The organism is Mesorhizobium sp. LSHC412B00 (assembly GCF_000503035.1).
GTDB lineage: Bacteria > Pseudomonadota > Alphaproteobacteria > Rhizobiales > Rhizobiaceae > Mesorhizobium.
The window spans coordinates 323551-349756 of sequence record NZ_AYWB01000006.1 but is presented as its reverse complement, the minus strand read 5'-3'; the positions used below and the strand labels follow the sequence as shown (position 1 = coordinate 349756).

Here is a 26206-nt window from a genome sequence, read left to right as displayed (position 1 = left end):
TGGGGGCCGAATCGCATGCTCGGTTTGCCGATGATATCGGTGCGCAATCTCGCCATGCGTTATGGCGGCGTTGTCGCGCTCAGGGATATGAACCTGTCTGTCGGACAGGGGACCATCCATGCTGTCGTCGGTGAAAGCGGCGCCGGAAAGTCGACGCTGGTGAAGCTGCTTGCCGGCGTGCTCCGGCCCAACAGCGGCACCATCCGCGTCGGCGACCAGATCGTCACCGTCGACAGCCCGATCGCTGCACGCAAGCACAGCTTCGGCGTCGTCCACCAGGGGCTCGGCCTGTTTGCCGACCGCTCGGTGCTGGCCAATCTGTTCGTCAATCGCGAGCCGTTGCGCAATGGCTTCGTCTCCAGGCGCGAGATGGAGGCACGCAGCCGCACCTTGCTTCGGCAACTCAAGCTCGACGTCGATGTCCACGCTCCTGTGGGACAACTCGGCATGGGCGAACGGCAATATGTCGAACTCGGCCGCGCAATTCTGGAAGGCCCGAGGCTGCTGATCCTCGATGAACCGAATTCTGCGCTCGACCGGCGCCAGACCGAGCACCTGTTCACCGTACTAAGTGACCTCAAGGCCAAGGGCACGAGCGTGCTCTATGTCTCGCACCGGCTGGAGGACGTGTTTGCGATCGCAGACCAGGTCACCGTGATGCGCAACGGCCGTGACGTGCTGACAAGTGAGCGCTCGGCGTTGAGCGAAGCCGATGTGATCGACGCCATGATCGGCCAGCAGCGCGGCAGCCTGTTCCCGCCTGCACTGCCGGCCAATGCCAGCACGATAAGGCCGCGGATCACGGTGGAGGGTCTGAGCGGCGGCCGGATTTCCGGCGTCAGCTTCACCGCCCGCTCCGGCGAGATCCTCGGCTTGGCCGGGCTTGAGGGGTCGGGCGTTGAAGACCTGTTCGAGATGCTGTTTGGCCTGCGCCAGGCGCAAAGCGGCAGGGTGCGGCTCCCCGACGGCTACGGCTTGCCTGGAAATCCGACCGAAGCGGCGCGGCGCGGCATCGGCCTGGTGCCGGCCAACCGCCTGTGCAACGGCCTGATGCCCGACCGGTCGCTGGCCTTCAACATAGGCAACATCGCTACCGGCGCCCGCAACTGGGGGTCTCGCCGCTACTCGCCCAAGGCCGCGATCGCCGCCGCCGCAAGGCAGATCGATGCGCTGCGCATCAAGGGCCTGCCGGACGCGCCGGTGAATTCGCTGCTGGCCGGCGATCAGCAGAAGATCGTAATCGCCAAATGGCTGGAGACGGCGCCGCAAGTGCTGCTCCTAGACAATCCGGCTGGCGGTATCGAGGCGGCTGCCAAGCGCAAGATCTATGCGCTGATCCGGCAGATGGCGGCCAATGGCTGTATCGTTTTGCTGCGTTCGGTCGAGCCGTCCGAACTGACCAACCTCAGCAACCGCGTCCTTGTCTTCCACCGCGGCCGGGTCGCCGGCGAGCTGTCCGGCGCCGAGATGAAGCGAAGGACAGTGCTGCAACTGACCACCACCGGCGAGATGCCGGAGGCGGAGCGGCCGAAAAAGAAACTCGTGGGAGCCATGGCATGACACGATTGGATCCCATGCTACAGCTTGCCGGTTCGGCTGCCCACCCGAAGCGCAGCCTTCGCCTGCCAGTCGAACTCAGGCCGCTCATCGGGCTCGTTGTCCTTGTGGCGATTACAGGCTTTGCCCGGCCGGATTTCCTCGACGAGGCCAATGTGCTGTCGTTGCTGGAAACCGCTGCGTATCCCGGCATGCTGGCGATCGGCATGGTGTTCGTGCTCGCACTCCGCGAGATCGACCTTTCCGTCGGCTGGATATTCCATCTCGCGGCCCTTCTCACCGCATTCCTTCTGGCCGCCGGCATCGACCCGTGGCTTGCCGCCCTTTCCGGCGTGCTGCTCGGCGCCGGGCTCGGTCTCGTCAACGGCCTGCTGGTGGTGGCGCTGCGACTGCCGGCCATCGTCGTTACGCTGGGCACCTTTGCAATGTTCCGGGGCCTGGCGGCGGTGGCCGTCAAGATGCGAGCGACAGCTCCGGCCAGCCCAGGCGGCGACTTCTTTGAGATCGTTCACGGCAAGCTGTTCGGCCTTGTGCCGACGGCTGTCTTTGTCTTCGTCACAATGGCGGTGGTGATGCACCTCGTGCTTCACCGCAGCCGCTTCGGCTACCGGATCCAGGCCGTCGGCAGCAATCCGCAGGCGGCGCTCTATGCCGGCATCCCGACAGGTGCTGTGCGGCTGCAGACGCTGGTGCTGATGGGCATCGTCTCGGGGCTGGCGGGCGCGCTGTGGCTTGGCTCTCCCGTTACCGACGTCGACCAAGGCGGCGGTTTCGTGCTGATGGCGATTGCCGCGGCGATCATCGGCGGCACCTCGCTTTCCGGCGGGCGCGGCACCGTCTTCGGTGCGGTGATCGGCATGCTGATCGTCCAGGTCATCTTGAGCGGCGTGACCCTGTTCGGCATCGACGCCGCATGGAGCCCCTTCGTGATCGGCGCGGTGATGGTGCTGGCGCTCGCGCTCGACCGGCTGGACAAGGTGCTGCGCATCCGCCAGGCCGAGCGCTTTCAGGAAAATCCGCGCGCCTGAGTTTAAGCCCCGCCTGCTTGCCGGGAAATATCTCTATCTCTTGGTTGACGCAATTCCGGACGGAAAACCGTTTCACACTTTTCCTGGAATTGCCCTCTAACTGATGCGATCTGATGGGATCGATGATGGCGCGTTGCATCGCGCCACCATCCATTGGGCGGATGGAGGCTTGCCATCGGCCGCAAAAGAAGATGCTCTGCGCATCCGGGTCGGCGCTGGCAGGAGGAGAGGATCAAGGGCATGGCCCGGATCATCGCCGGACGTGGAGGTCGTTTTTCAACATGGGAGGAAAGCAAATGCTGACGAGGCTACGATTACTCGTGCTTGGCTTGATTGTGGCGCTGGCCATTCCGGCGGCGGCACAGGCCAAGACGTTCTACTGGATTTCGCATGGCGGCCCGGCCGACCCGGTCTGGACCTACTTCCTGGCCGGTGCCAAGCAATGGGCGAAGGACACCGGCAACACCGTCAACACCTCGTTCCACAATGGCGACGTTGCCTCGCAGCAAGAGGCCGTGCGTGCCGCGATCTCGGCCAAGGCCGACGGCATCGTCACCACCAGCCCCGATCCGGGCAGCCTGATCGAAATCGCCAAGGAAGCCAACACGGCCAAGATCCCGATCATCAACTTCAACACGCCCGATCCCAAGGCAAGCTTCGACGCCTATGTCGGCGGCGACAACGTCACCTTCGGCAAGCACTGGGCGCAATATCTGGTCGACAAGGGCCTGGTGAAGAAGGGCGACTTCGTCTGGATGCCGGTCGAAATCCCCGGCGCCACCTACGGCGTCCAGGAAGAGGAAGGCATCAAGAGCGTCTACGAACCGCTGGGGATCACCTATGAGATCACCGAAGCGACCCTCGACCAGGCCGAAGCCATCAACCGCATGGTCGACTATCTCACCGCCAACAAGGCCAAGGTCAAGGCAATCATCGGCCTCGGCGATCTGGTCACCGGCTCGATCAAGCGGGTGTTCGACCAGGCCGGCATCAAGCCGGGCGAAATCCCGGTCGTCGGCTGGGGCAACTCGCTCGACACCACCCAGGAAGTGCTGACCGGCTACGTCAATGCCGGCCAGTGGCAGGACCCGCAGGCGACCAGCTATGTCGCTCTGTCGCTGGCCAACATGGCGGCGTCAGGCATTCCCCCGGGCTTCAACGTCATCACCGGCGCGCTCTATGAAAAGGACACCGCGCAGGTCTACGACGACATCCTGTCCGGCAAATAACCCAGACCTTCAACAGTCGCGGCCGCAGCCGCGGTCGCGACTGTCTTTTCGCCGAACCTTTCGCACGACGTGCGAGGTTTCAGCCTTTCCCTTCCTGTCGCGGGTTATCAGTGGAAAACCGTTCGCTCATCCAACGCCTGATCGCGAGGCCGGAATTCGGGCCCTTCGTTCTGCTCATCGTCGAAATCGCGGTGTTCTGGAGCATCAACCACGATTTCCTGTCGCCGCAGAACATCTCCAACACGCTGGCCTTCACCGTCGAGCTCGGGCTGATCGCGCTGGCGATGACGCTGTTGATGACATCGGGTGAATTCGATCTGTCGGTCGGCTCGCTGTTCGGCTTTTCGCCGGTGCTGATGTGGACGCTGTTCAACAGCGGCCTGACCTCGCTGGAGGTCGGCTTCCTCGCGGCGCTGCTGATCGCCGCCTTCATCGGCCTGGTCAATGGCTGGTTCGTCACGCAGTTGAAAATCCCATCCTTCCTGGTGACGCTCGGCATGCTGCTGGTGGTGCGCGGCACCGCGCTGTTCGTCACCGACGGCTTTCCGCAGCGGACGTGGAGCGCCGAGGGCAGCTGGCTGGCCGAAGCGCTGGTCGGTGATTTCTTCATCGGCCCGTTCCGCATCTACATGTCGCTCTTCTGGTTCATCGCGGCGGCCATCGCACTGGGCTACGTGCTGACGCAAAGCCGGACCGGCAACTGGATCCAGGCAGCCGGCGGCAATCCAGGCGCCGCAAGGGCGCGCGGCGTCAACGTCAGCGGCGTCAAGATCGGCCTGTTCGTGCTGTCGTCGGTGATGGCTTCGCTTGCCGGCGTCATCTCGTCGCTGCGCACGTCGGCCGCCAACCCCAACAGCGGCACCGGCTACGAGCTGGAAGTCATCGCCATGGTGGTGATCGGCGGCACGGCGCTGACCGGTGGGCGCGGCACCATCATCGGCACCGTGCTCGGCATCCTCATCCTGCGCGTCATGCGCAACGGCATCGTGCTGATCGGCGTGCCCGGGCTGGCCTACAACATCTTCATCGGCGCCATCATCCTCGGCATGATGGCGCTGCATTCATGGCTGGAACGCCGGCATCAGGCAGGGACCTAGAACCATGGCTGAACCGCTCATCCGCATGACCAACATCAAAAAGTCCTACGGGCGCGTGCAGGCGCTCGAAGACGCCAATTTTCATGTCAACGAAAGGGAGATCGTCGGCCTGCTCGGTGACAATGGCGCCGGCAAATCAACGCTGATCAAGGTGTTGTCGGGGGCGGTGCCGCTGACCAGCGGCGACATTTTCATCCGCGGCAAGAAGGTCAATCTGCGCAGCACCAGCGACGCCATCGCGCACGGCATCGAGACGATCTACCAGGATTCGGCACTGGTGACGCAGCTGTCGATCGCGCGCAACCTGTTCCTCGGCCGCGAGCCGGTCAAGCCGCCGCGCTTTTTGAACCGCATGGACCAGGAGGCGATGAACAATGTCGCCCGCGACCTGTTGAAACAGGTCGGCATCTCCAAGAACATCCCGCCGACGACGCCGATCGGCTCCCTGTCCGGCGGCGAGCGGCAGGCCGTCGCCATCGCGCGCGCCATGCACTTCGACAGCGACCTGATCATCCTCGACGAGCCGACCAACAATCTCGGCGTCGCCGAGACGCAAGGCGTGCTGAGCTTCGTGCGCAACGCGCGCGATTCCGGGCATTCCTGCATCTTCATCGCCCACAACATCCATCACGTCTTCCAGGTGGTTGACCGCATCGTCGTCATGCGCCGGGGCAAGGTGGTGGCCGACGACATCGACCCGAAGAAGACCAGCGTGGCCGAGGTCGAACGCATCATCACCGGGATGTCGGACAAGGAGATCCGCGACGCCATCATCGAAGGCGGGCCATCGCACGGCTGAACCGTCTTCGCGCCGTCTGGCACGGAAACGCATCCGCTCTAACTCGTTGTAGAGCATGACCTTTTGACAAAACGGTTCCCGTTTGTCCGAGAAAACCGGTTCCCACTTTTCGGGATCATGCTCTATGACTGCAGCCATGAAAGCCACCGTTGCCGACATAGCCAGGAGCTGCGGCCTGTCGACCGCGACCGTCGACCGGGTTCTGAACAACCGGGCCGGCGCGAGCGCCGCCAACCGCCAACGGGTGATGGAGGCGGCCAAGCAGCTCGGCTATTTGCCGGTGGTCGATCAGGTGACGCTGCCGTCGCGGCCGGCGCATCTTGAATTCTTCCTGCCGATCGGCGCCAACGGTTTCATGATCGACCTCGCCGGGCACATCGAGGACTATGCGGGGCGCCTGCCGCTGGTCGCCTCGTGCCGGATCCACAATCTCGGCGGCATCTCGCCGGCAGCGCTGCAGGCGGCGGTTGAAAATCTGTCGCTGAAGGCCAATGGCGTCGGCGTCATTGCCGTCGATCATCCGCGAACGCGCAACATATTGCGCGATGTGGTCGAGGCAGGCATCCGCCTTGTCACGCTGGTCTCCGACGTTCCAGCCGCCCCGCGTTCGGCCTATGTCGGCATCGACAACCGGGTTGCCGGACGCACGGCGGCGCTGTTGATGGGGCGCTTCCTCAACGGCCGCCAGGGTCATCTGGCGATGGTCGTCGGCTCGCGTTCCTATCGCGGGCACGAGGAGCGCGAAATGGGTTTTCGGTCGGTACTGACAGAGGAGTTCCCCAATCTCACCGTCTCGAGTGCGGTCGAGATCAATGACGAACCCGAGGGCAGCTACACCGCAACGATGCAGGCGCTGCACAACGAGCCGGAACTGCTCGGCATCTATTGCGTCGGCGCCGGGCGCTCAGGTGTGGCGAGAGCGCTGCTCGAGGCCAAGCCAAAGAAGAAGCCGGTCTTCATCTGCCACGACCTGACCAAGGAAACGCGCGGCTATCTCGTTGACGACCTCGCCGATGTCGTCATCGACCAGAATGCGCGGCTGATCGCGGAGCAATCTGTGATCCGCCTGCTCGGCTCGATCGCGTCCGCCGCGCCCTACCTGACGAAGAAGTTCATCGAGCCACGGCTGATCTTCAAGGAAAACGTACCGGTGCAGTGATTTCGCGCCGTGGCGGTTTTTCCGATTTGTATGACAAGTCGGGCAGATGCCGCAAATCTGCACAGCAGCCATGCAACTTTCATTGTTGCCGAATCATTGGGCAACCCTTACTCATCTGGGTGTCGGCCATCTACTCCTCCCAGATGCGATGCCGACGCTGAGCGCGGTGCACCTCCTCCCGCATCTCGTTCGAAATCGAGCCCGCTGCCACCTCCTCCCGGCAGCGGGCTTTTTTCATTCTCAAATGAATCTAAATTAGAGTTGACGGGCAAGTTCGGAGAATAGCCAGGAGCCCCGCCGGATGATGGGGACTCCTCAACTCCGAAAGCTGGAATTCAGCGCGCCCTGAAAGAGCTGATCAGGCCTTCAGCCATGCGCACGAACTGCGTGCTGGGGCCCTGGCAGCCCATGGTCTGCACGCTGACGCGCGCCCCTTCGAACAGCAGCGACAGCGTATCGGCCAGAAGCTCGGCCTGACCGATGCCCGCATCCCGGCACAGCGCAACGAGGCGATCGCGCTGAGCGCTCTTGAGCTCCTTGATCACGCTCCTGGCGGGATGGTCCGGCTCGGTCAATTCGGCGGCGGCATTGGCCATGTCGCAGCCGCGACCGTCAGCCGCCAGGCAAGCAGCGGCCATGCGAATCCAGGCATGCAACTGGGCGAGCTTGTCGCCGGGATGCTCAGCCTCGAATTGGTCCCACATCGCGGCGCCTTTAGCCGCCGACGCGCGCAGGCATTGAACGATCAGTTCGTCCTTCGACTCAAAATGACGGTAGAGCGTCATCTTGTTGGTGCCGGCGGCTTCCGTGATTGCGTCGACACCGACGCCCTTGATGCCATGCTTGTGAAACATGTCCTGCGCCGTCTCCAGGATTCGGTCCCGGGGGCGCACGCGATCGGTAATGCCGTCTGCCATCGCAGTCTCCTTGTCTCCCTAAAAATTCGGTTCACCTCTTGACTAGGGTGTTACCGGTCTGTAACTATCCGAATGTTACTTACTGGTAACACCTATGTGGCCTTCCGTCAATAACAAGGCCGTGAACTGGTCCTGCCAGATCACAAAGGGTGAAAATTGCAGGTCATGCGGCTCCGGCCGGTGAAGAGATGAAAACCGGTTCGCGATCATCCGATGCGGGCCGCTGGAATGGAGACGCTCCAATGTCGCAGCGCAAGGATTTGACCATCGATGAAGCCATCCGGGATCCGATGATCCGGCTGGTGATGAAAGCGGACCGCGTCAACCCGCGCGCCTTCGAAGCGATGCTGAGGACCGTTGCCGATGAGCAGGGCCTCAGCGGCGCGGCGCCGTCTTCGTATTTTTTGCAGGACCCGGGTTCGGTGCGCAGCAGGCGGCTGTCCCGGTCTGCCCATTCATTTAACGAGGCCAGTTCTTTTAAAGAGGCCCGTTCTTCTAAAGAGGCATGCGTGTCGTGGTAAATTATTTCATCCATCGTCCGATCTTCGCCTCGGCCATCGCCATCATCATGGTGCTCGCCGGGACGATTTGTTATTTCCTTTTGCCGGTTTCGCAGTTTCCCGACATCACGCCGCCGCAGGTCGTGGTCAGCGCCCATTATCCGGGCGCCAGCGCGCAAGTGGTCGCCGATACGGTGACGACGCCGCTGGAGCAGCAGATCAACGGCGTCGAAGGTATGACCTACATGTCGTCGTCGAGCTCCAATGACGGCTCCTCGACCATCACCATCACCTTCGATGTCGGCTATTCCTTGAGCACCGCGGCCGTCGACGTCCAGAACCGCGTCTCGCAAGCGGCCTCGTCGCTGCCGGCGATCGTCAACCAGGGCGGCGTGACGATCAAGAAGCAGAACCCGAATTTCGTCCTCATCGTCAACCTGACCTCGCCCGACAGTTCGGTCGATCCGGTGGCGCTGAGCAACCTCGCCTATCTGCAGGTCGTCGATCCGCTGAAGCGGCTGCCTGGCGTCGGCGACGTCCAGATATTCGGCGAGCGCCGCTACTCGATGCGCGTCTGGCTCGACCCGGACAAGCTCGCCAATCTCGGCATCACCGCTGTCGACGTCCAGAACGCCATCTCAGAGCAGAACGTCCAGGTGGCGGCCGGCAAGATCGGCCAGTCGCCGGCGCCCGCCGGCACCGCCTTCGAGATGCAGGTCAACGCCGTCGGCCGCCTGAGCGACCCCAAGGAGTTCGGCGACATCGTCGTGCGCGCCAACACCGGCACCGGCTCGCTGGTGCGACTGCGCGACGTCGCCCGCATCGAGCTCGGCGCGCTGCAATATTCGTCGTCGGCCTTCTTCGGCAAGGACCCGACGGTGGTGCTCGCCGTTTACCAGATGCCCGGTTCCAACGCGCTCGATCTGCAGCAGCACGTCAAGGACAAGATGCAGGAACTGTCGGCCCGTTTCCCCAAGGGCGTCAGCTACGCCATGCACTACGACACCACGCGCTTCGTGTCGGCATCGATGCATGACGTGCTGATCACGCTTGGCGAAGCGCTGGTGCTGGTCGTGGCCGTGGTGTTCATCTTCCTGCAGAGCTGGCGCACGACGATCATCCCGACCATCGCCATTCCGGTGTCGCTGGTGGCGACGATGGTCGTCATGGAAATGATGGGCTTCTCGCTCAACATGCTCTCCCTGCTCGGCATGGTGCTGGCCATCGGCCTCGTCGTCGACGACGCCATCGTGGTGGTCGAAAATGTCGAGCGACAATTGGAGGCGGGCCTCAAACCGCTGGCGGCGACCAAGGCCGCGATGGCCGAGGTCACCGGACCGATCATCGCCACCACCGCGGTGCTGATGGCCGTCTTCGTGCCCGTCGCCTTCATTCCCGGCGTCTCCGGCAAGCTCTACAATCAGTTCGCGTTGACGGTGGCGATTTCGGTCGGCATATCCGCCTTCAACTCGCTGACGCTCAGCCCGGCGCTGAGCGCCGCCTTCCTGCGCCATCGCGGCGAGACGCAGTTCGCCCCGTTCCGCTGGTTCAACACGGGCTTCGACAGACTGTCGCATGCCTATGCCCATGGCGTGCGCATCCTCATCCGGCTGCGCTGGATCATGCTCGGTCTGTTCGCGGCCGGCCTGGTCGCCACCTACTTCGTCTGGCAGAAGCTGCCCTCGACCTTCCTTCCGGTCGAGGACCAGGGTTACTTCTTCGTCGTCATCCAGCTGCCTGACGGCGCCTCGCTGGAACGCACTGACGCGGTGGCCCAGAAGGCGCGCGACATCCTCCAAGCTACGCCCGGCGTCGAGATTGTCGGCTCGATCAGCGGCCTGAACTTCCTGACCAGTGCCGCGCAGTCGAACTCGGCTGTCGAGTTCGCCATCCTGAAGCCGTGGGAAGAGCGCGGCCCCGACCAGAGCGCGTCGAAGCTCGTCGCCGACGTGCGCGGCAAGCTGATGCAGATTCCGGAAGCCTTCGCGCTGTCCTTCGATCCGCCTTCGATCCCGGGTATCGGCACCACGGGCGGCTTCGAATTCGTCGTCGAGGATCTCACCGGGCGCGGCAGTTCAGCCCTCAACGACGCGACGCAAGCCGTGATCGCCGAGGCGCGCAAGCAGCCGGAAATCAATCCGCAGCAGCTGTTCTCGCCGTTCTCGACCTCGACGCCGCAGTTCAACTACGACCTCGACCGCAGCAAGGCCAAACTGCTCGGCCTCAACCTGCCCGACGTCTTCAACACGCTGCAGATCTATCTCGGCTCGCTCTACGTCAACGACTTCAACCTGTTCGGCCGCACCTTCCGGGTGACCATCCAGGCCGACAAGGATGCACGTGCCGACGCAGGCGACCTTTCGCGGCTCTATGTGCGCAACGCCTCCGGCGGCATGGTGCCGCTGAGCACACTGGGCAAACTGGTGCCGTTCGTCGGCCCGGAAACCGTGCCGCACTACAACAACAACGCCTCGGCCACGATCAATGGCGGCGCAGCCCCCGGCTTCTCGTCGGGCCAGGCGGTTGCCGCGATGGAACGGGCCGCCGCCACCGCTTTGCCCAGGGATTTCGGTTTCGAATGGACCGGCATCACCTTCCAGGAGCTCAAGGCAGGATCGATAGCGTCGGTCGTCTTCGGCCTCGCCATCGTCTTCGTCTTCCTGATCCTGGCGATGCAGTATGAGAGCTGGGCGATGCCGTTCATGGTGCTGCTGGCGGTGCCACTGGCCCTGTTCGGCGCCTTCGCAGCCCTGTTCTTGCGCGGCATGCAGATCGACGTCTACTCGCAGATCGGCTTCGTCATGCTGATCGGCCTCGCCGCCAAGAACGCGATCCTGATCGTCGAGTTTGCAAGGCGGCGGCGCGAGGAGGGACTGAGCATTGTCGACGCGGCAATGGAAGCCGCGCGGCTGAGGCTGCGGCCGATCCTGATGACGGCCTTCGCCTTCATCCTCGGCGTGCTGCCGCTGATGTTTGCGACGGGTGCGGGTGCGGCAAGCCGGCAGTCGATCGGCACCACCGTGTTTGGCGGCATGGTCGCGGCGACCATCCTGTCGCTGGTGTTCGTGCCAGTCTTCTACGCGGTCATCGAACAGCTGCGCGAAGGCCGCGTGCGCAGCGAACCGAACGCTGCTCATGACCAGGACAATAATGAACCGACTGCCGAACCAGCGCCGATGCGCCTGGCCGAAGCAGCCGAATAGAATTGGAGACCAAAATGCGTAAATGGAAAATAGCTTTGGGAACGGCCGTCGCCCTGGGAGCGATCTCGGTGGCAAGCGTCCACTTCCTCGACATGGGCAATCTCAGCCTCAATGCCGGCACGGCGGCAGCGACGGCAGCACCTGCGGCATTCGTTATGCCGGTGCCGGTGACGAGCGTGGTCAAGAAGACGATCCCGATCTATCTCGACTACGCCGCCCGCATCGAGGCGATCCGCAGCGTCACCTTGCAGGCCCGCGTGCCCGGTTATCTGCAGGAGCAGACGGCTGAGGACGGCGCGGATGTGCGCCAGGGTGATCTGCTCTACAAGATCTCGCCCGACGACTTCAAGGCGGCTCTCGACCAGGCCAAGGCCGAAGTGCAGCGCGACCAGGCGAGCCTCGACTATGCACGCTCCAATCTCGGCCGCGGCTCCGAACTCGCCAAGAGCGGTTATCTGGCCAAGGATGGGTTCGACCAGCGCACGAGCACCTTGCGTCAGGCCGAAGCGTCGCTTGCCGTCAACCAGGCGGCGGTGCGGACGGCCGAGCTCAATTTGAGCTACGCCGAAATCCACGCTCCGTTTGCCGGCCGCGTCGGCCGCAACCAGGCTTCGGTCGGCACGCTGGTCAGCGTCGCCGGGACGGTGCTGAACACGCTGGTGCAGCTCGACCCGATCTACGTCACCTTCAATCCGAGCGAGACGGACCTGGCCGAAATCGAACGGGCCCGGGCCGCCGGCCCGATCGAGGTCGAGGTGCTGCTGCCCGGCGAGACCGAAGCCAGCCAGAAGGGCGAACTCACCTTCATCGACAACACGGTCGACCACTCGACCGGCACGATTACGGCGCGCGCCACCATCGGCAATGCGAAGTTCTCGCTGCTGCCGGGCCAGTATGTCCGCGTGCGGCTGCACATCAAGCAGCTGCCCGACGCGCTGATGGTGCCGCAGGTGGCGCTGGGTTCGAGCCAGCTCGGCAAATATGTCTATGTCGTCGGCAAGGGCAACACGGTCGACCAGCGCATCGTCTCGCTTGGCGCGACCAGCGGCGACCTTGTGGCGGTCCTCAGCGGCGTTGCCGAAGGCGACCAGGTGATAACGGGCAATCTGCAGAAGATCGGACCAGGAATGCCGATCTCGCCGTTGCCCCAGGAGAAACCGGCCAGCTGATAACCCCCATCAGCCCCGGTCCTGCGGCGCCTTCGGCTTCCACGCCGAGGGCGCCGTTTTTTTATGGAGCGCCGCACGCCGTTTTTGGAGTAACCGCAAGGCACAAGAATCCGGAACAGACATATTGTAGGATTGTCGACAATCTGCTTGTCTGTTTCCGGCTCTCACTGGAGTGACGGAATGGCCAAGCTGGACTTCAATCCGATCGCGGATACGACACGCCGAGCCGAGATCGTTGCGCTGTTGCGGCGGGCGATCCTGATCGGCCAGCTGGAACCCGGCCAAAAGCTGAGCGAGCTGAGGATCGCCGAGCAGATGCGGGTCAGCCGCGCGCCTTTGCGCGAAGCTATGCGCGAGCTGGTGCAGGAAGGCATCCTGACCAGCATTCCCTATGCCGGCACCTTCGTCATCGATGTCACCGCCAAGGACATTGACGACGCCTACTCGCTGAACAAGGTGCTCGATGAATTCGCCATCGAGCGGACATGGAAGCTGCGCGACCAGCGCTTCTTCGATGAACTCGACCGCCGCCACGAAGCGGTGAAGCAGGCAACGCGCGCGCGCGACACCACCCGCCAGATCGAGACCGCACTGCAATTGCACGGGCTGATCTATGAATGGGCCGACAATTCGGTGCTGCTGGAAACCTGGCAGCGGCTGACCAGCCGGCTGCAGATGTACTTTGCCCTGCACCAGCAGGCCCGCAACGAGCCGGTGCCGGCCGAAGATCTCCACGAAACCTATGTGCGGCTCTTGAAGGGCGCCGACATGCGCGCTGCCCAGCGCCATGCGCGCGAGCATATCGACCTCGATTTCGAAGAGCTGCTTGCCTATGCGCGTGGCCTCGATCAGCGGAACATCGAAGGGCTGACCCTCCTCAACGCCTAGAGACAACGGACAGACAAGTGCAGATCAAAACCATCAAGGCCTATCGCGTCGTGCAGCCCTTCGTGGACGGGCCCTACCGCATGTCCAAGGGGCGGGTTGCAGACTGCTTCGATGCGGTGATCGTCGCAATCACCTCCGACAGCGGCGTAACCGGCTGGGGCGAGATGGCGCCGCTCGGCAATTTCTATTCGGCCGCCTTTCCGGCGGGAACGCGCGCGGGCGTGGTCGAGATCGCGCCGCACCTGATCGGCCAGGACCCGCGTGGCCTCGCCGGCATCGGCCGATTGATGGATACGGTGTTCAAGGGCCATCCCTACATCAAGTCGGCGCTCGACATGGCCTGCTGGGATCTGGCGGCCCGGGCCGCCGACGTGCCGCTGGTGACCATGCTTGGCGGCCGCGAGAGCGACATGGCGGAGACCTACCGCGTCGTCACCCACGGCACGCTCGACCAGATGGCGGCACTGGCCAAAAGGATCATCGCGGAAGGCTGCCGGCGGCTGCAGGTCAAGGTGGGCGGCAATGTGCATGACGACATCGACCGGGTGAGCGCAGTCGCTTCGGCCGTGCCGAAAGGCACGGTGATTTTCTGCGACGCCAATGCCGGCTGGACACCCTACCAGGCGCGGCAGTTCGCCGATGCCACGCGCGGCATCGACTACACGTTCGAGCAGCCCTGCACGACGATCGAGGAGAACATGTCGGTGCGCCGCATGCTCGACAAGCCGATGGTGCTGGACGAGAGCGTCATCTCGCTCGAGGCGATGCTGGAAATCCATCGCCTCGGCGCCGCCGATGGGCTGACGCTGAAGATTTCGCGGCTGGGCGGCGTAACCAGGACAAGGCAAATCCGCGACGTCGCCGTCGATCTCGGTTTCATGATCACCGTCGAGGATACGGGCGGCGCCGAGATCGACACGGCGGCGATGGCGCATCTGTCGCTGTCGACGCCGGAAGAACGCCGGCTGCACGCCATCGCCTTCCATGAGTGGGTGACGGTGCGCACGGCCTCCAACGCCCCACCGGTCACCGGCAGCCACATGGGCATTCCCGACGGGCCCGGCCTCGGCATCGATGTCGTGCCCGACCTGCTCGGCAAGCCTTTCCTAGAGATCGGCTGAGATCAAGCGCAGCATGAAGCTGTCACCCCACGAATCCTCCGTGGGAGATTTGGTCCTGCAGCCATTCTCCGATTTGTGGGTTGAAATATTTTTCAGATGGAAATAGGAATGTTCAAAATGATGATTTGACGCTGCGGCGCGTCGTGACTGGAGGAAGCGATATGGCCCATCCGCAATTTGCAGCGGAACTTCTGCAGCGCGCTGAAGCCCAAGGGCCCATCACCATCGGACTCGCCGGCGCCGGGCAGATGGGCACCGACATCGTCGTCCAGGTGGCGCTGATGCCGGGCATGCGGATCGGTGCCATTTCCGAGGTGCGGCCGCAAGCGGCGATCGATGCCGCACTGCTCGCCGGCCATGACCGCTCCGACATCGTCCAGGCTGCGAACGCCTCTGCCATCGACCGCGCCATCGAGGCCGGCAAGATCGCTGTCACCGAAGATCTGCATGCGCTGGCCGCGGCCGGCCGCATTGATGTCATCATCGACGCGACAGGCAATCCCAACATCGGCACGCTGTTTGCGCTCGAAGTGATGAAGAACGGCAAGCACATCGTTATGCTCAATGTCGAGGCGGACATTACGATCGGCCGCTTCCTCAAGGAGGAAGCGCGCAAGGCCGGCGTGGTCTACACCGGTGCGGCCGGCGACGAACCCGCCTGCACGCTGGAGATCATCGGCTTCGCCAAGAGCCTCGGCTTCAACATCATCGCCGCCGGCAAGGGCAAAAACAACCCGCTCAAGATCGACGCCATGCCCGCCGACTACGAGAAGGAAGCGGCCGAGCGCAACATGAATGCGCGCATGCTGGTCGAGTTCGTCGACGGTTCCAAGACGGCGATCGAGATGGTGGCTATCGCCAACGCCACCGGGCTGGTGCCCGACGTGCCGGGCATGCACGGCCCGACGGCGACGCTGGAGGAACTGGCCAGCGTGCTTTGCCCGCGCGAGGATGGCGGCGTGCTGCACCGCAAGGGCGTGGTGGACTATTCTATCGGCAAGGGCGTGGCGCCCGGCGTGTTCTGCATCATCGAAACGAGGCATCCGCGCGTGCTGGAGCGCATGGTCGACCTCAAGGTCGGCAAGGGCCCCTATTTCACGATCTACCGTCCCTATCACCTGACAAGCCTTGAAGTGCCACTGTCGGCGGCGCGCGCCGTTGTCTACAAACGCGCCGACATGGAGCCCCTCGACCATCCGGTCGCCGAAGCGGTGGCGGTGGCCAAGAGCGATCTCGGCGCGGGCCAATCGCTCGGCATGATCGGCGAGAACGACTATCGCGGCTTCGCCATGACCTGGGAGGACGCCCGCGCCAAGGGCGCGCTGCCGCTCGGGATTGCCGAACGCGCCAAGGTGGTCAAGCCGGTCAAGACCGGCGACTTCCTTACCTATGAAAATTGTGTACCCGACGATTCGATGGTGATAACGCAGATCCGCCGCCGTCTAGACCAGTCGGATGGACAGTTTGTGACCAACGCCGCCTGAACCTTCGGGATCTCCCTGTGATGGACGATGTCGTTATCGGGATCGATGCCTCGACGACGGCGGTGAAGGCGATCGCCTTCACCGGCGACGGCGCGGAGCTGTTCCAGGCGCGCGAGGCCTATCCGCTGGCCAATCCTAAGCCCGGCCATTTCGAGCAGGATGCCGAACATTGGTGGGCAGCCCTTATCAGTGCGCTGAAGCAGGTTGCCGACAAGGTCGGCGCCGCGCGCGTGGCGGCAATTGCCATAGCCCATCAGCGCGAGACCTTCACCCTGATCGATCAGGCCGGCACGCCGCTCATCCCGGCGATCCTGTGGCTTGACGAGCGCGCCCGGCCTCAAGTCGCCAAGCTGTCGGCCGAGCTTGGCCGCGAGACGATCCGCGACTGGAGCGGCAAGCCGCCGGATCCGACGCCGGCGCTCTATGCCATCGCCTGGCTGGCGGAACACCAGCCGCAGGTGCTGGCCAACGCCGCCGCCCTGGTCGATGTTCATGGCTTCTTCGTTCACCGGCTGACCGCACGGCTGGTAACCAGCACGGCAAGTGCCGACCCGCTCGGCTTGCTCGATGTCACGACAGGCGAATGGCACCCTGAGCTTGTCTCGGCTGCAGGGTTGCAGCCACGGCAGTTGCCGGCGCTGATCGGCCCAGGCGAAATCTGCGGCGGCCTTGCCGAAAGCATTGCCCAGCTGACTGGCCTCAAAGCGGGCACGCCAATTGTCGCCGGCGCCGGCGATGGCCAGGCCATGGGTCTCGGCATGGGCGTCTATGGTGCCGGCAGGAGCTATCTCTCGCTCGGCTCCGGCGTCGTCAGCGGCTGCTATTCCGGCACGGTCACCACTTCGGATGCGTTTCGCACGCTGGTCTCGCCGACCGGCTCCGGCTTCATGCTGGAAACCGTGCTGCGCTCGGGCATGCAACTGGTCGACTGGATCGTGCGCACCACCGGCGCGTCTTCCGCGGCAGAACTGGAGAAGGGTGCGGTCGATGTTGCGGCCGGCGGCGACGGTCTTTTGGTCATGCCCTATTGGGCCGGCGTCATGAGCCCCTATTGGGATGGCGCGGCGCGCGGCGCCGTTGTTGGCCTGTCGCTCGACCATGAGCCCAGGCATCTCTTCCGCGCCACGCTGGAAGGCATCGCTTTGGAGCAGGCCATCGCCAGCGAGGCGATGGAGGCCGAAAGCGGCGGCAAGTCGGGAGAGATGATTTCCGCCGGCGGCGGCACCAATTCGGCGCTGCTGATGAAGATCATGGCCAGCGTGCTGGAGCGGCCGCTGTTCGTGTCGCCGGTCAACGAGGCGGCGGCCCTTGGCGCGGCCATGCTGGCTGCTTCGGCGATCGGCTGGTTCGCCTCGGCGGAAGACGCCGCCAAGGCAATGGCGGCGGCGCCGGCCAGGCGTGTCGATCCGGATATGACGCTGGTGCCGGCTTACCGGGCGCGCAAGGCGATCTACCGCGACCTCTATCACGCGACACGCGACATCCACGCGCGGCTCGGTGCGATCTGAGTTCAAGCGCAGCTTGCCTGCGTGAGGCTCCCATGCCCAACCTGCCCAGCTTGCCGATTTTGCGTCCTGCCCGGCCAATGCTAGACTCATCGGGCTCATGAAAGCAGTATTTCACCTTGCCGCCCTGCCCTGGATTGTCGCGCTTGCGGCAGCTCCGATGACGGCGCGTGCGCAGGACGAGCCGCCCTTCGAGGTCACGCTCGACATGGACAATGACGGCAGGATGGATCGGGCCGCGATCGCGGCGGATTCCGACACCGGGCTGGCGGATCTCTCGATCTATCTGGCTGCCGGCGAAGGAAAGCTCGATCCTTCGCGCAAGCCTGACTTTGTCAAAAAGGCGCTGACGCAGGACCGTATTCTCGGGCTCGAAAGCAAGGGCAAGGGATCGCTTGTCGTCACCTCGTGCTTCGGCTGCGGCGCCAACAAATCATGGGATACAACGCTGACCATCGTCTGGCGCGGCGGTAAATTCCTTGTCGCCGGCTACAGTCGCGACTGGGACTGGAATGTGCAGAAAGCCGACGGCTCGGTCGAGACGACGCTGGGCGGTTGCGACATCAATTTTCTCACCGGCAGAGGCGTTGCCTCAAAGGACCTGGACGACGGCAAACCGGTCGCGGGAAAATTCGTGCCGATCGCACTGGCCGACTGGTCGGACGACAATCGTCCGGAGCCCTGCGAATTCTGACCGACGCCGGACAGCGCTCAACGGTTGAGCAGGCCTTTGGCCGCATCTTCATCGGTAATGAGCACCGAAATCCTGGTGTTGGCGAGCGCCGCGCGCATGACGGCGACCTTCTCCTGACCGCCTGACACCAGGATGATGCTCGGAATATCGGACAGATCCTGCAGCGGATAGGCGCAGACGCGGCGGTTGACCTCATGGTCGACAGGGTGGCCCTCGGCGTCGATGAAATGGCACAAGAGGTCGCCGACCGCGCCGGCCGCCTGCAATTCCTCGAGTTCGCTCGGTTTGATGAAGCCGTAATTGGCGATCGGGCTGTCCTTGGAAAACGAGCCGACGCTGAGCACGGCGATGTTGGCGCGGCGCGCGCGGAAGACCACATCCTGAACGCTGCGCTGGCTCATGAAGGCATCGCGCTGTTCCGGCTTGTCGGCATAGACCGGCACCGGCAGGAGGAAACATTCAGCGCCGATCTTTTCGGCGAACTCCCAGGCGCTTTCGGTCGGGTTGAGCGGCTGCGCGTGGGTGAGGCCGCCGAGCATCGAGACGACCGTCGTCCTGGCGATCGGCCGCCTCGGCAATTCGTTGATGGCGAATTTCAGCGTGCGGCCCCAGCCCAGCGCAATGACGTCGCCGGCATTCACATTGTCGGCGAGATAGGCGGCAGCCGCGTGGCCGATCATCAGCGGCGCGTTGCTGCGGTCGGCGGCCGACGGCACCACGACCGCCTGGCTTAGCCCAAAGCGCTGCTTCAGGCTCTCCTCGAGCTGCACGCATTCGACGACACTGTCGCGAATTCGGAACTGCACGATGCCCTCCTCGCGGGCAGCGGAGAGAATGCGGTGCACCTTGATGCGGCCGACGCCGAGGATCTCGGAGATGCGCTCCTGCGTCAGACCCTCGACATAGTAGTGCCAGGCGGCGCGGGCCTTGAGCTCGGCATCGGGGAAGCGCGAAGCCTTCTCGTTTTCGACGGTCGCCATCTTTTGCCCTCCCGCGGCAGATTTCGGAAATCTTTTCCGCAAAGCGCCGCCCCCTGGCCTTCCCTAGGACAAACCGCCCGGTGGCGCAAACCACCGCCGAATGGCGCAACGGCTCTTGACAATTTTCTAATGAACAGTTTAGCTGAACAAAATTGCATATCAAAGATAAATTGTTCACAGGGAGGTGCCTGGTGAACAAGAGCGGACGGCAGGCCATCGCCGTTTCGCTGACGGAGGAGACGAAGTGGCCGTGAGTAATGATGCAAGCGAGTCGAAGGCTGGCGAGTTGAAAGCCGCGCCCGGCACTCAAGGTGCGACGGCCGCGAAGCTTTCGGCACTGTTTGCCGGAACCATGGGACCGCTGATCGGACTGCTGCTGCTCTGCCTGGCGCTGACACTGACCACCGACACGTTCCTCACCGTGCGCAACATCCTCAACGTGCTCGACCAGATCACCGTGCTCGGCATCATGTCAATCGGCATGACGCTGGTGATCCTGATCGGCGGCATCGATCTCTCGGTCGGCTCGGTGCTGGCGCTGGCCGCCATGGTGATGGGCTTTGTCTCCCACCCCGACTATCTCAATCTCGGCCTTGCGGCCGGCGTCGTTGCAGCACTGGTCGTCGCCGGCCTTTGCGGACTGGTGTCCGGCCTGCTGGTGACCGTCACCCGGCTGCCGCCGTTCATCGCGACGCTGGCGATGATGTCGGTGGCGCGCGGTCTTGCCAATATGATCACCGACGGTTCGCAGATCGTCGGCTTTCCCGACTGGTTCACCAGCCTGTCGATCATCCGCCATTTCGGCTTCCTGTCGGTCACAGTCGGGGTGATGATGGTGCTGGCGATCGTCTTCGCCATCTTCCTCAACTACCGCGCCACCGGCCGCAGCCTTTACGCCATCGGCGGCAGCGCCGAGGTGGCGCGGCTCTCCGGCATTCCGGTGAAGTCACTGACCAACTGGGTCTACGCCATCTGCGGCGTACTTGCGGGTCTTGCCGGCATCGTGCTCGCCGCGCGGCTGGATTCGGTGCAGCCGAGTTCCGGCCTCGGCTATGAGCTCGACACCATCGCGGCGGTGGTGATCGGCGGCGCCAGCCTGTCGGGCGGCATCGGCTCGATCGGCGGCACCGCGGTCGGCGTACTCATCATCGGCGTGCTGCGCAACGGGCTCAATCTGCTCGGCGTCTCGCCCTTCATCCAGCAGGTGGTGATCGGCGTGGTGATCGCGCTGGCGGTCGCCAGCGATACCTGGCGGCGCAGGGCGCGATAGAGAACGGGCACAATTGAGAATTCGCCCGGAACGTCCGGGCGATAGACGGATCGGTCGATCCGAAACTGGGATGTTCCAAGGGGCGCGATGCGCTGGCGGGACAGTTTGACTATCAACGGAGGAAACACATGCTCACCAAACGTTCACTGCTGCTCGCCGCTGCCGCAATCATTCCTATGCTCGGGCTGACCGACATGGCCTCGGCCAAGGAGGCCAAGAAACTCGGCCTCGCCGTGGCCAATTTGCAGGCCGACTTCTTCAACCAGATCAAGCAGTCGGTCGAAGCCTACGGCAAGGAGAAGGGCATCGAGATCGTCACCGTCGACGCCAAGGGCGATTCAGCGACCCAGGTCAGCCAGGTGCAGGATCTGATCACGCAGAACATCGACGCGCTGATCTACATTCCGGCCGGCGCCACAGCCGCCACCGTGCCGACCAAGACCGCCAAGGCTGCCGGCATCCCGGTCGTCAATGTCGACCGCAACGCCGACGGCGCGCCCGGCGACACCTTCATCGCCACCAACAGTGTCGCCTCGGCGCAGGCGGTGTGCGACTACATCGCCAAGCAGGCCGGCGGCAAAGGCGAACTGATCATCATCCACGGCCAGAAGGGCACCACGCCGGAAGTGGATCGCTCGAAGGGCTGCGGCGAAGCGCTCAAGGCCTATCCCGATATCAAGGTGGTCGGCGAATTGTGGAGCGAAGGCTGGCACCAGGACGAAGGCTTCAAGCTGACGCAGGACCTGCTGCAGTCGCATCCCGATGTCTCCATCGTCATCGGCCAGGCCGATGCGCTGGCGCTGGGCGCGGCACAGGCGGTCAAGGTCGCCAATCCCGGCCACAAGGTCTGGGTCGCCGGCTTCGATGGCGACGTGGCCGCGCTCAAGGCGCTGAAGGACGGCGTGTTCGACGTCACCGCGACGCAGCAGACGCAAGGCATGGGCCGTCTCGCCGTCGATGCGGCGATCAAGCTGGTGGCCGGCGAAAGCGTTCCGGCCGAGCAGCTGCAGGATGCGACGCTGACCACCAAGGACAATGTCGAGCAGTTCATCGCCAAGCATCCGTAACGACCGGCACCGCTTAAGAGAGCACCACGATGTCTCCTGATCCTCGCCACAGCGAAAGCCCGCACAACGGGCTCTTCGTCAACGGCCTTTGCAAGAGCTACGGACCGGTCCAGGTCCTGGCCGATGCAAGCTTTGAGGTGCGGCCGGGCGAGGTTGTGGCGCTGCTCGGCGAAAACGGCGCCGGCAAGTCGACGGTGTCCAATATCATCGCCGGCTCGACCCGGCCCGACGCGGGCACCATCATCTGGCGGGGGAAGCCCTATTCCCCCGCCTCGCCCGCCGCCGCCATCGATGCCGGTGTGGGCATGATCCATCAGGAACTGAAGCTGCTGCCGGATCTGTCGGTGGCGGAAAACGTCTATGTCGGGCGCCTGCCGATGCGCGGCGGCCGCATCGACCGCGCCGAGATGAACGCCAAGGCCTCGGCGCAGTTGAAGCGGCTTGGCCTCGACGTCTCGCCCGAGCGCAAGGTGGGCACGCTGCGCATCGCCGCCCAGCAACAGGTCGAGATCGCCAAGGCGTTGACGCTCAATGCCGAATTGCTGATCTTCGACGAACCCACCGCAGCGCTCGGCGGCGAGGAAACGGAGCTTTTGTTCCAGCAGATCCGCAAGCTCAAGGCGGAGGGCATGTCCTTCATCTACATCAGCCATCGTCTCGACGAGATCGCGCAGATTGCCGACCGCGTGGTTGTGATGCGCGACGGACGCATCGTCGCCCGCCACGAGCGCGCCGATATTCCCGTGCGCACAGTGGTGGAGCAGATGGTCGGCCGCTCGGTCGAACGGATGTTCCCGCATCTGTCGCCGCCGCGCGAGGAGACGCTGCTCGAGGTCGACAACCTGTCCTCGCCGGAGAAGAGCTTCAACAACGTTTCCTTCTCGGTCAAAGCAGGCGAGATCCTCGGCATTGCCGGGTTGATCGGCGCCGGCCGCACCGAACTGGTGCGGGCGATCGCCGGCGCCGATCCGATCTCGTCGGGCTCGGTGCGCGTTGCCGGCAAACCGGTGCATCTCAGCGGGCCGGCGGCAGCCATCAAGGCCGGCGTCGTGCTGGTGCCGGAAGACCGCAAGGCGCAAGGCGTCGTTCTCGACCAGACCATCGGCGAGAATTTGGCGTTCGGCAATTTCGACCATGTCGCGCCGAAAGGCTGGGTGTTTCCGAAAGCGGTGCAGAAATTCGCCGAAGCCGGCATCGCAAGGCTCGGGGTCAAGGGCAAACCTGGCCAGGCGGTCAGCAAGCTTTCCGGCGGCAACCAGCAGAAGGTGATCATCGCCAAATGGGTGTCGCGACCGCCGAAGGTGTTCATCCTCGATGAGCCGACGCGCGGCATCGATGTCGGTGCGCGTGCGGCAATCTACGACGTCATTGCCGACCTCGCCCGTTCCGGCATGGCGGTGGTGGTGGTGAGCTCCGACCTCGAGGAGGTGCTGGGTCTGTCGCACCGCGTGCTGGTGCTGAGCCGCGGCCGCCAGCGCGGCATTCTCGGCCGCAGCGAGGCCAGCAATGTCGCGGTGATGGAACTCGCCACGAGCTGAGGACAGGAGTCGGAACAAAGCGCAGCAGGTGGTATCCTCCCAAGGACCGGACCGCGCGGGGCGCCAGCAAAGACTGGCGCCCCTTCATTTCAGGCGGCCGGCAGTTGGAGCAGAGGGACCGACGATGAAACTATTCGATCTTCACGGAGACGTGGCACTGGTGACCGGCGCCGGCAGCGGCATCGGGCAAGCGATCGCCATTGGACTGGCCGAAGCCGGCGCCGATGTCGTGTGTTTCGGCCACACCTCAAAGGGCGGGCTGGACGAGACCGCGCACAGGATTTCGGCACTTGGCCGCAAGGCACTGGTGCTAACCGGCACGGTGACGTCTGAGGCTGACCTTGCAGCGGCGATCGAGCGCACCGAAAAAGAACTCGGCGCGCTGACCATCGCCGTCAACAATGCCGGCATTGCAGGAGCCGAGGCCGCCGAGACGCTGTCGCTGGAGAAGTGGCAGAAAATCTACGACGTGAATGTCAGCGGCGTGTTCCTGTCCTGCCAGGCCGAAGCGCGCGCCATGCTGACGCGGCGCAAGGGCTCGATCATCAACATCGCCTCCATGTCGGGTTCGATCGTCAATCGCGGCCTGACCCAGGCGCATTACAATTCGTCGAAGGCGGCGGTCATCCACATGTCGAAAAGCCTCGCCATGGAATGGGCCGATCGCGGCCTGCGCGTCAATGTGGTGAGCCCAGGCTACACGCTGACGCCGATGAACAAGCGGCCGGAGGTCGCCGAACAGATCAAGATCTTCGAACGCGACACGCCCATGGGGCGCATGGCGACGCCGGAAGAGATGGTCGGCCCGACCGTGTTCCTGGCCAGCCGCGCCGCGAGTTACGTCACCGGCATCGACCTGATCGTCGATGGCGGTTTTGTCTGCTGGTAAGGAGAAAAGATGCAGAAGCGTTTTGAAGGCAAGACTGCGGTCATCACCGGCGCGAGCGGTGGCATCGGCGCGGCGATGGCGAAGCGCTTCGCCGAGGAAGGTGCCGCGGTGGTGGTCAGCGCCATCGATACCCGCGTCGAGGACGTCGCCGCCGGCCTGAAAGCGGCAGGCGCCAAGGTCGCGTCGATGCGCATGGACGTTACCAGGAAGGATGAGGTCACCGCGCTTTACGACCTCGCCGAGAAGGAATTCGGCCGTGTCGACATTTCGGTGCAGAATGCCGGCGTCATCACCATCGCCCGGATCGAGGCGATGACCGAGGCCGAGTGGGACAAGGTGATGGCGGTCAACACCAAGGGCGTGTTCCTGTGCTGTCAGGAAGCGATCGCCCGCATCCGCAAGCATGGCGATGGCGGCCGGCTGATCAACACGGCATCGGGCCAGGCGCGGCAGGGTTTCATCTACACGCCGCATTATGCGGCGTCGAAGTTCGGCGTCGTCGGCATTACCCAGAGCCTGGCCAAGGAAGTGGCCAAGGAAAAGATCACCGTCAACGCCATCTGCCCCGGCATTATCGACACCGACATGTGGGCCTATAATGACGCAGCGTGGGGCAAGCTGATGGGTGACTACAAGCCCGGCGAGCTGATGGCCGAATGGGTGAAGAACATCCCGATGGGCCGCGCCGGCAGCGGCGAGGACGTGTCCGGCCTGGTCAGCTTTCTCGCCAGCGACGACGCCACCTACATCACCGGCCAAACCATCAATGTCGATGGCGGCCTGATCATGTCGTGAACGTCAGCTCTGGCGGTTGGCAATCGACCAGTCTGAAATTCCGCAGTGCACAGGGCATCAGCCGTTGCGCCGCATGAACGTTGGTATATATAATTTCAGCTCATGAAACGGCCTTGGCGGGGATGGGGCTCGCCGGCCGAGACCATGGGACCTTGATGGCTCGCACGTCTGAGAGCGCCGCTGGAGCGGCGATCGATCTGTTGACGATTGCTCACGCAGCAATCCATCCGATGCCATGACGCGGGCCCGCCCGGCATCACATAAACACCAAGTCGAGCAACCATTTCGCCTGCGCAAGTTGCGGCCGCGGCACTGGCTTGGTGCGAACGAGCTTGCGTAACGACCCGCCTTTCCAACACAATCAAGAAAAGACGCAAGAAGGGAACGATCAAGAAATTTCCACATGGTTTGACAGGAGAACAAGCATGTCATTTCGCAGTGTGATTTCGAACCTATCAATGGGAGCCCTTGCACTTGCCGCCGCAAGTGCGCTTACATCACCGGTCCACGCAGCAGCACCCGAATCCAACGACCCGATCAAGATCGCGCTCTTCGACTGGACCAGCGTCAACCTCAACGCCAAGATCCTTGGCGGTATCCTCGAAAAGCTCGGCTATACCGTCGAATATCCGACCGCCGACTACCTCTCCAGCCTGACCACCGGTCTCACCAATGGCGACCTCGATGTCGGCCTGGAGTTCTGGGACACGACGGCCGGCGAGGCGATGAAGGCTTCAGACGCCACCAGCCAGACCGAGCGGCTCGGCAAGCTCGGGCCGAAGGCCAAGGAGGAATGGTGGTTTCCCGAATATATGAAGGAGAAATGCCCCGGCCTGCCCAATTGGGAAGCGCTAAAGGACCCGAAATGCGCCGAGGCGTTCTCGACAGCGGAGACGGCGCCGAAGGGCCGCTATCTCGGCGGCCCGGTAACCTGGGAGGGTTTTGACGACGAGCGCGTCGAGGCGCTGAAGCTGCCCTTCACCGTCATCCATGCCGGCACCGACGCGGCGATGTTCGCCGAGTTGGACTCGGCCTATCAGCGCAAGGCGCCGATCATGCTGTGGATCTATTCGCCGCACTGGGCGCCGGCCAAGTACAAGGGCGAGTGGGTTGAATTCCCGGAGTATACGCCCGAATGCTACACCGATCCGAAATGGGGCACCAACCCGGATGCCAAATATGATTGCGGCAAGCCGCATGGCGAGATCTGGAAATACTCCTGGTCCGGCATGAAGGACAAATGGCCGATCGCCTACAAGGTGGCCAAGGCCTACACGATCNCCCGGCCGTAACGGCCGGGTCCATATCTTCATTTTC

22 protein-coding genes are annotated in these 26206 nt (G+C 63.7%); 20 read left to right on the top strand and 2 right to left on the bottom strand.

Going from position 1 to position 26206, the window contains the following annotated elements:
* The first annotated feature begins 15 nt into the window (after positions 1-15).
* The 6 genes from X757_RS150450 (at position 16) to X757_RS150475 (ending at position 6869) form a co-directional block, all read left to right on the top strand.
* On the top strand, positions 16-1560 hold the full coding sequence (locus X757_RS150450; RefSeq protein WP_023726381.1) for a sugar ABC transporter ATP-binding protein: 1545 nt from the start codon (positions 16-18) through the stop codon (positions 1558-1560).
* A complete protein-coding gene (locus X757_RS150455) occupies positions 1557-2585 on the top strand; it encodes an ABC transporter permease (RefSeq protein ID WP_198024406.1) in 1029 nt (342 codons plus the stop codon). Before X757_RS150450 ends, X757_RS150455 begins: the two co-directional genes overlap by 4 nt.
* A gap of 296 nt (positions 2586-2881) precedes the next feature.
* Positions 2882-3814, top strand: coding sequence for a substrate-binding domain-containing protein (locus tag X757_RS150460; RefSeq protein WP_031251313.1), 933 nt, complete (start codon positions 2882-2884; stop codon positions 3812-3814).
* 110 nt (positions 3815-3924) lie between these two features.
* Complete coding sequence (locus X757_RS150465; RefSeq protein ID WP_023668514.1) at positions 3925-4911, top strand: ABC transporter permease; 987 nt, start codon at positions 3925-3927, stop codon at positions 4909-4911.
* Between the two features lie 4 nt (positions 4912-4915).
* Positions 4916-5710, top strand: a complete 795-nt coding sequence (locus X757_RS150470) for an ATP-binding cassette domain-containing protein (RefSeq protein ID WP_023726378.1) — start codon at positions 4916-4918, stop codon at positions 5708-5710.
* Between the two features lie 136 nt (positions 5711-5846).
* Complete coding sequence (locus X757_RS150475) at positions 5847-6869, top strand: LacI family DNA-binding transcriptional regulator (protein WP_023668516.1); 1023 nt, start codon at positions 5847-5849, stop codon at positions 6867-6869.
* 335 nt (positions 6870-7204) lie between these two features.
* On the opposite strand, the gene X757_RS150480 is transcribed toward X757_RS150475, so the two are convergent.
* Positions 7205-7786, bottom strand: a complete 582-nt coding sequence (locus tag X757_RS150480) for a TetR/AcrR family transcriptional regulator (protein WP_023668517.1) — start codon at positions 7784-7786, stop codon at positions 7205-7207.
* Between the two features lie 242 nt (positions 7787-8028).
* Here X757_RS150480 and X757_RS150485 point away from each other — a divergent pair, with 242 nt between their 5' ends.
* The 8 genes from X757_RS150485 to X757_RS150520 all read left to right on the top strand — a co-directional run bounded on the left by X757_RS150485 (position 8029) and on the right by X757_RS150520 (position 18350).
* Positions 8029-8307 carry a hypothetical protein gene (locus X757_RS150485; RefSeq protein WP_023726376.1) on the top strand — a complete coding sequence of 93 codons (279 nt, stop codon included), beginning with the start codon at positions 8029-8031 and terminating at the stop codon, positions 8305-8307.
* Positions 8292-11489 carry an efflux RND transporter permease subunit gene (locus tag X757_RS150490; protein WP_023726375.1) on the top strand — a complete coding sequence of 1066 codons (3198 nt, stop codon included), beginning with the start codon at positions 8292-8294 and terminating at the stop codon, positions 11487-11489. Before X757_RS150485 ends, X757_RS150490 begins: the two co-directional genes overlap by 16 nt.
* A 14-nt stretch (positions 11490-11503) precedes the next feature.
* Positions 11504-12658 carry an efflux RND transporter periplasmic adaptor subunit gene (locus X757_RS150495; RefSeq protein WP_023804343.1) on the top strand — a complete coding sequence of 385 codons (1155 nt, stop codon included), beginning with the start codon at positions 11504-11506 and terminating at the stop codon, positions 12656-12658.
* A 180-nt stretch (positions 12659-12838) separates the two neighbouring features.
* Complete coding sequence (locus tag X757_RS150500; protein WP_023726374.1) at positions 12839-13546, top strand: GntR family transcriptional regulator; 708 nt, start codon at positions 12839-12841, stop codon at positions 13544-13546.
* Positions 13547-13563: 17 nt separating this feature from the next.
* Positions 13564-14667 carry a mandelate racemase/muconate lactonizing enzyme family protein gene (locus X757_RS150505; protein WP_023726373.1) on the top strand — a complete coding sequence of 368 codons (1104 nt, stop codon included), beginning with the start codon at positions 13564-13566 and terminating at the stop codon, positions 14665-14667.
* Positions 14668-14828: 161 nt separating this feature from the next.
* The gene (locus tag X757_RS150510) at positions 14829-16151 is read left to right on the top strand and encodes an NAD(P)H-dependent oxidoreductase (protein WP_023668524.1); all 1323 of its coding nucleotides are present in this window, start codon (positions 14829-14831) and stop codon (positions 16149-16151) included.
* A gap of 20 nt (positions 16152-16171) precedes the next feature.
* The gene (locus X757_RS150515; protein ID WP_023668525.1) at positions 16172-17659 is read left to right on the top strand and encodes an FGGY-family carbohydrate kinase; all 1488 of its coding nucleotides are present in this window, start codon (positions 16172-16174) and stop codon (positions 17657-17659) included.
* A 97-nt stretch (positions 17660-17756) separates the two neighbouring features.
* Positions 17757-18350 carry a hypothetical protein gene (locus X757_RS150520; RefSeq protein WP_023726372.1) on the top strand — a complete coding sequence of 198 codons (594 nt, stop codon included), beginning with the start codon at positions 17757-17759 and terminating at the stop codon, positions 18348-18350.
* A 17-nt stretch (positions 18351-18367) separates the two neighbouring features.
* On the opposite strand, the gene X757_RS150525 is transcribed toward X757_RS150520, so the two are convergent.
* A complete protein-coding gene (locus X757_RS150525; protein WP_023668527.1) occupies positions 18368-19330 on the bottom strand; it encodes a sugar-binding transcriptional regulator in 963 nt (320 codons plus the stop codon).
* A gap of 286 nt (positions 19331-19616) precedes the next feature.
* On the opposite strand from X757_RS150525, the gene X757_RS150530 reads away from it, so the two are divergent.
* The 6 genes from X757_RS150530 (at position 19617) to X757_RS150555 (ending at position 26181) form a co-directional block, all read left to right on the top strand.
* Positions 19617-20600: an ABC transporter permease gene (locus X757_RS150530; protein WP_050590357.1), complete on the top strand. Its 984-nt coding sequence runs from the start codon at positions 19617-19619 to the stop codon at positions 20598-20600.
* A 128-nt stretch (positions 20601-20728) separates the two neighbouring features.
* Positions 20729-21667: a sugar ABC transporter substrate-binding protein gene (locus X757_RS150535; RefSeq protein WP_023668529.1), complete on the top strand. Its 939-nt coding sequence runs from the start codon at positions 20729-20731 to the stop codon at positions 21665-21667.
* Positions 21668-21696: 29 nt separating this feature from the next.
* The gene (locus X757_RS150540) at positions 21697-23205 is read left to right on the top strand and encodes a sugar ABC transporter ATP-binding protein (RefSeq protein ID WP_023726370.1); all 1509 of its coding nucleotides are present in this window, start codon (positions 21697-21699) and stop codon (positions 23203-23205) included.
* Between the two features lie 124 nt (positions 23206-23329).
* The gene (locus tag X757_RS150545) at positions 23330-24094 is read left to right on the top strand and encodes an SDR family oxidoreductase (RefSeq protein ID WP_023726369.1); all 765 of its coding nucleotides are present in this window, start codon (positions 23330-23332) and stop codon (positions 24092-24094) included.
* A 9-nt stretch (positions 24095-24103) separates the two neighbouring features.
* The gene (locus X757_RS150550; protein ID WP_023696617.1) at positions 24104-24889 is read left to right on the top strand and encodes a glucose 1-dehydrogenase; all 786 of its coding nucleotides are present in this window, start codon (positions 24104-24106) and stop codon (positions 24887-24889) included.
* A gap of 425 nt (positions 24890-25314) precedes the next feature.
* Positions 25315-26181: an ABC transporter substrate-binding protein gene (locus tag X757_RS150555; RefSeq protein ID WP_023726368.1), complete on the top strand. Its 867-nt coding sequence runs from the start codon at positions 25315-25317 to the stop codon at positions 26179-26181.
* Positions 26182-26206: the final 25 nt, after the last annotated feature.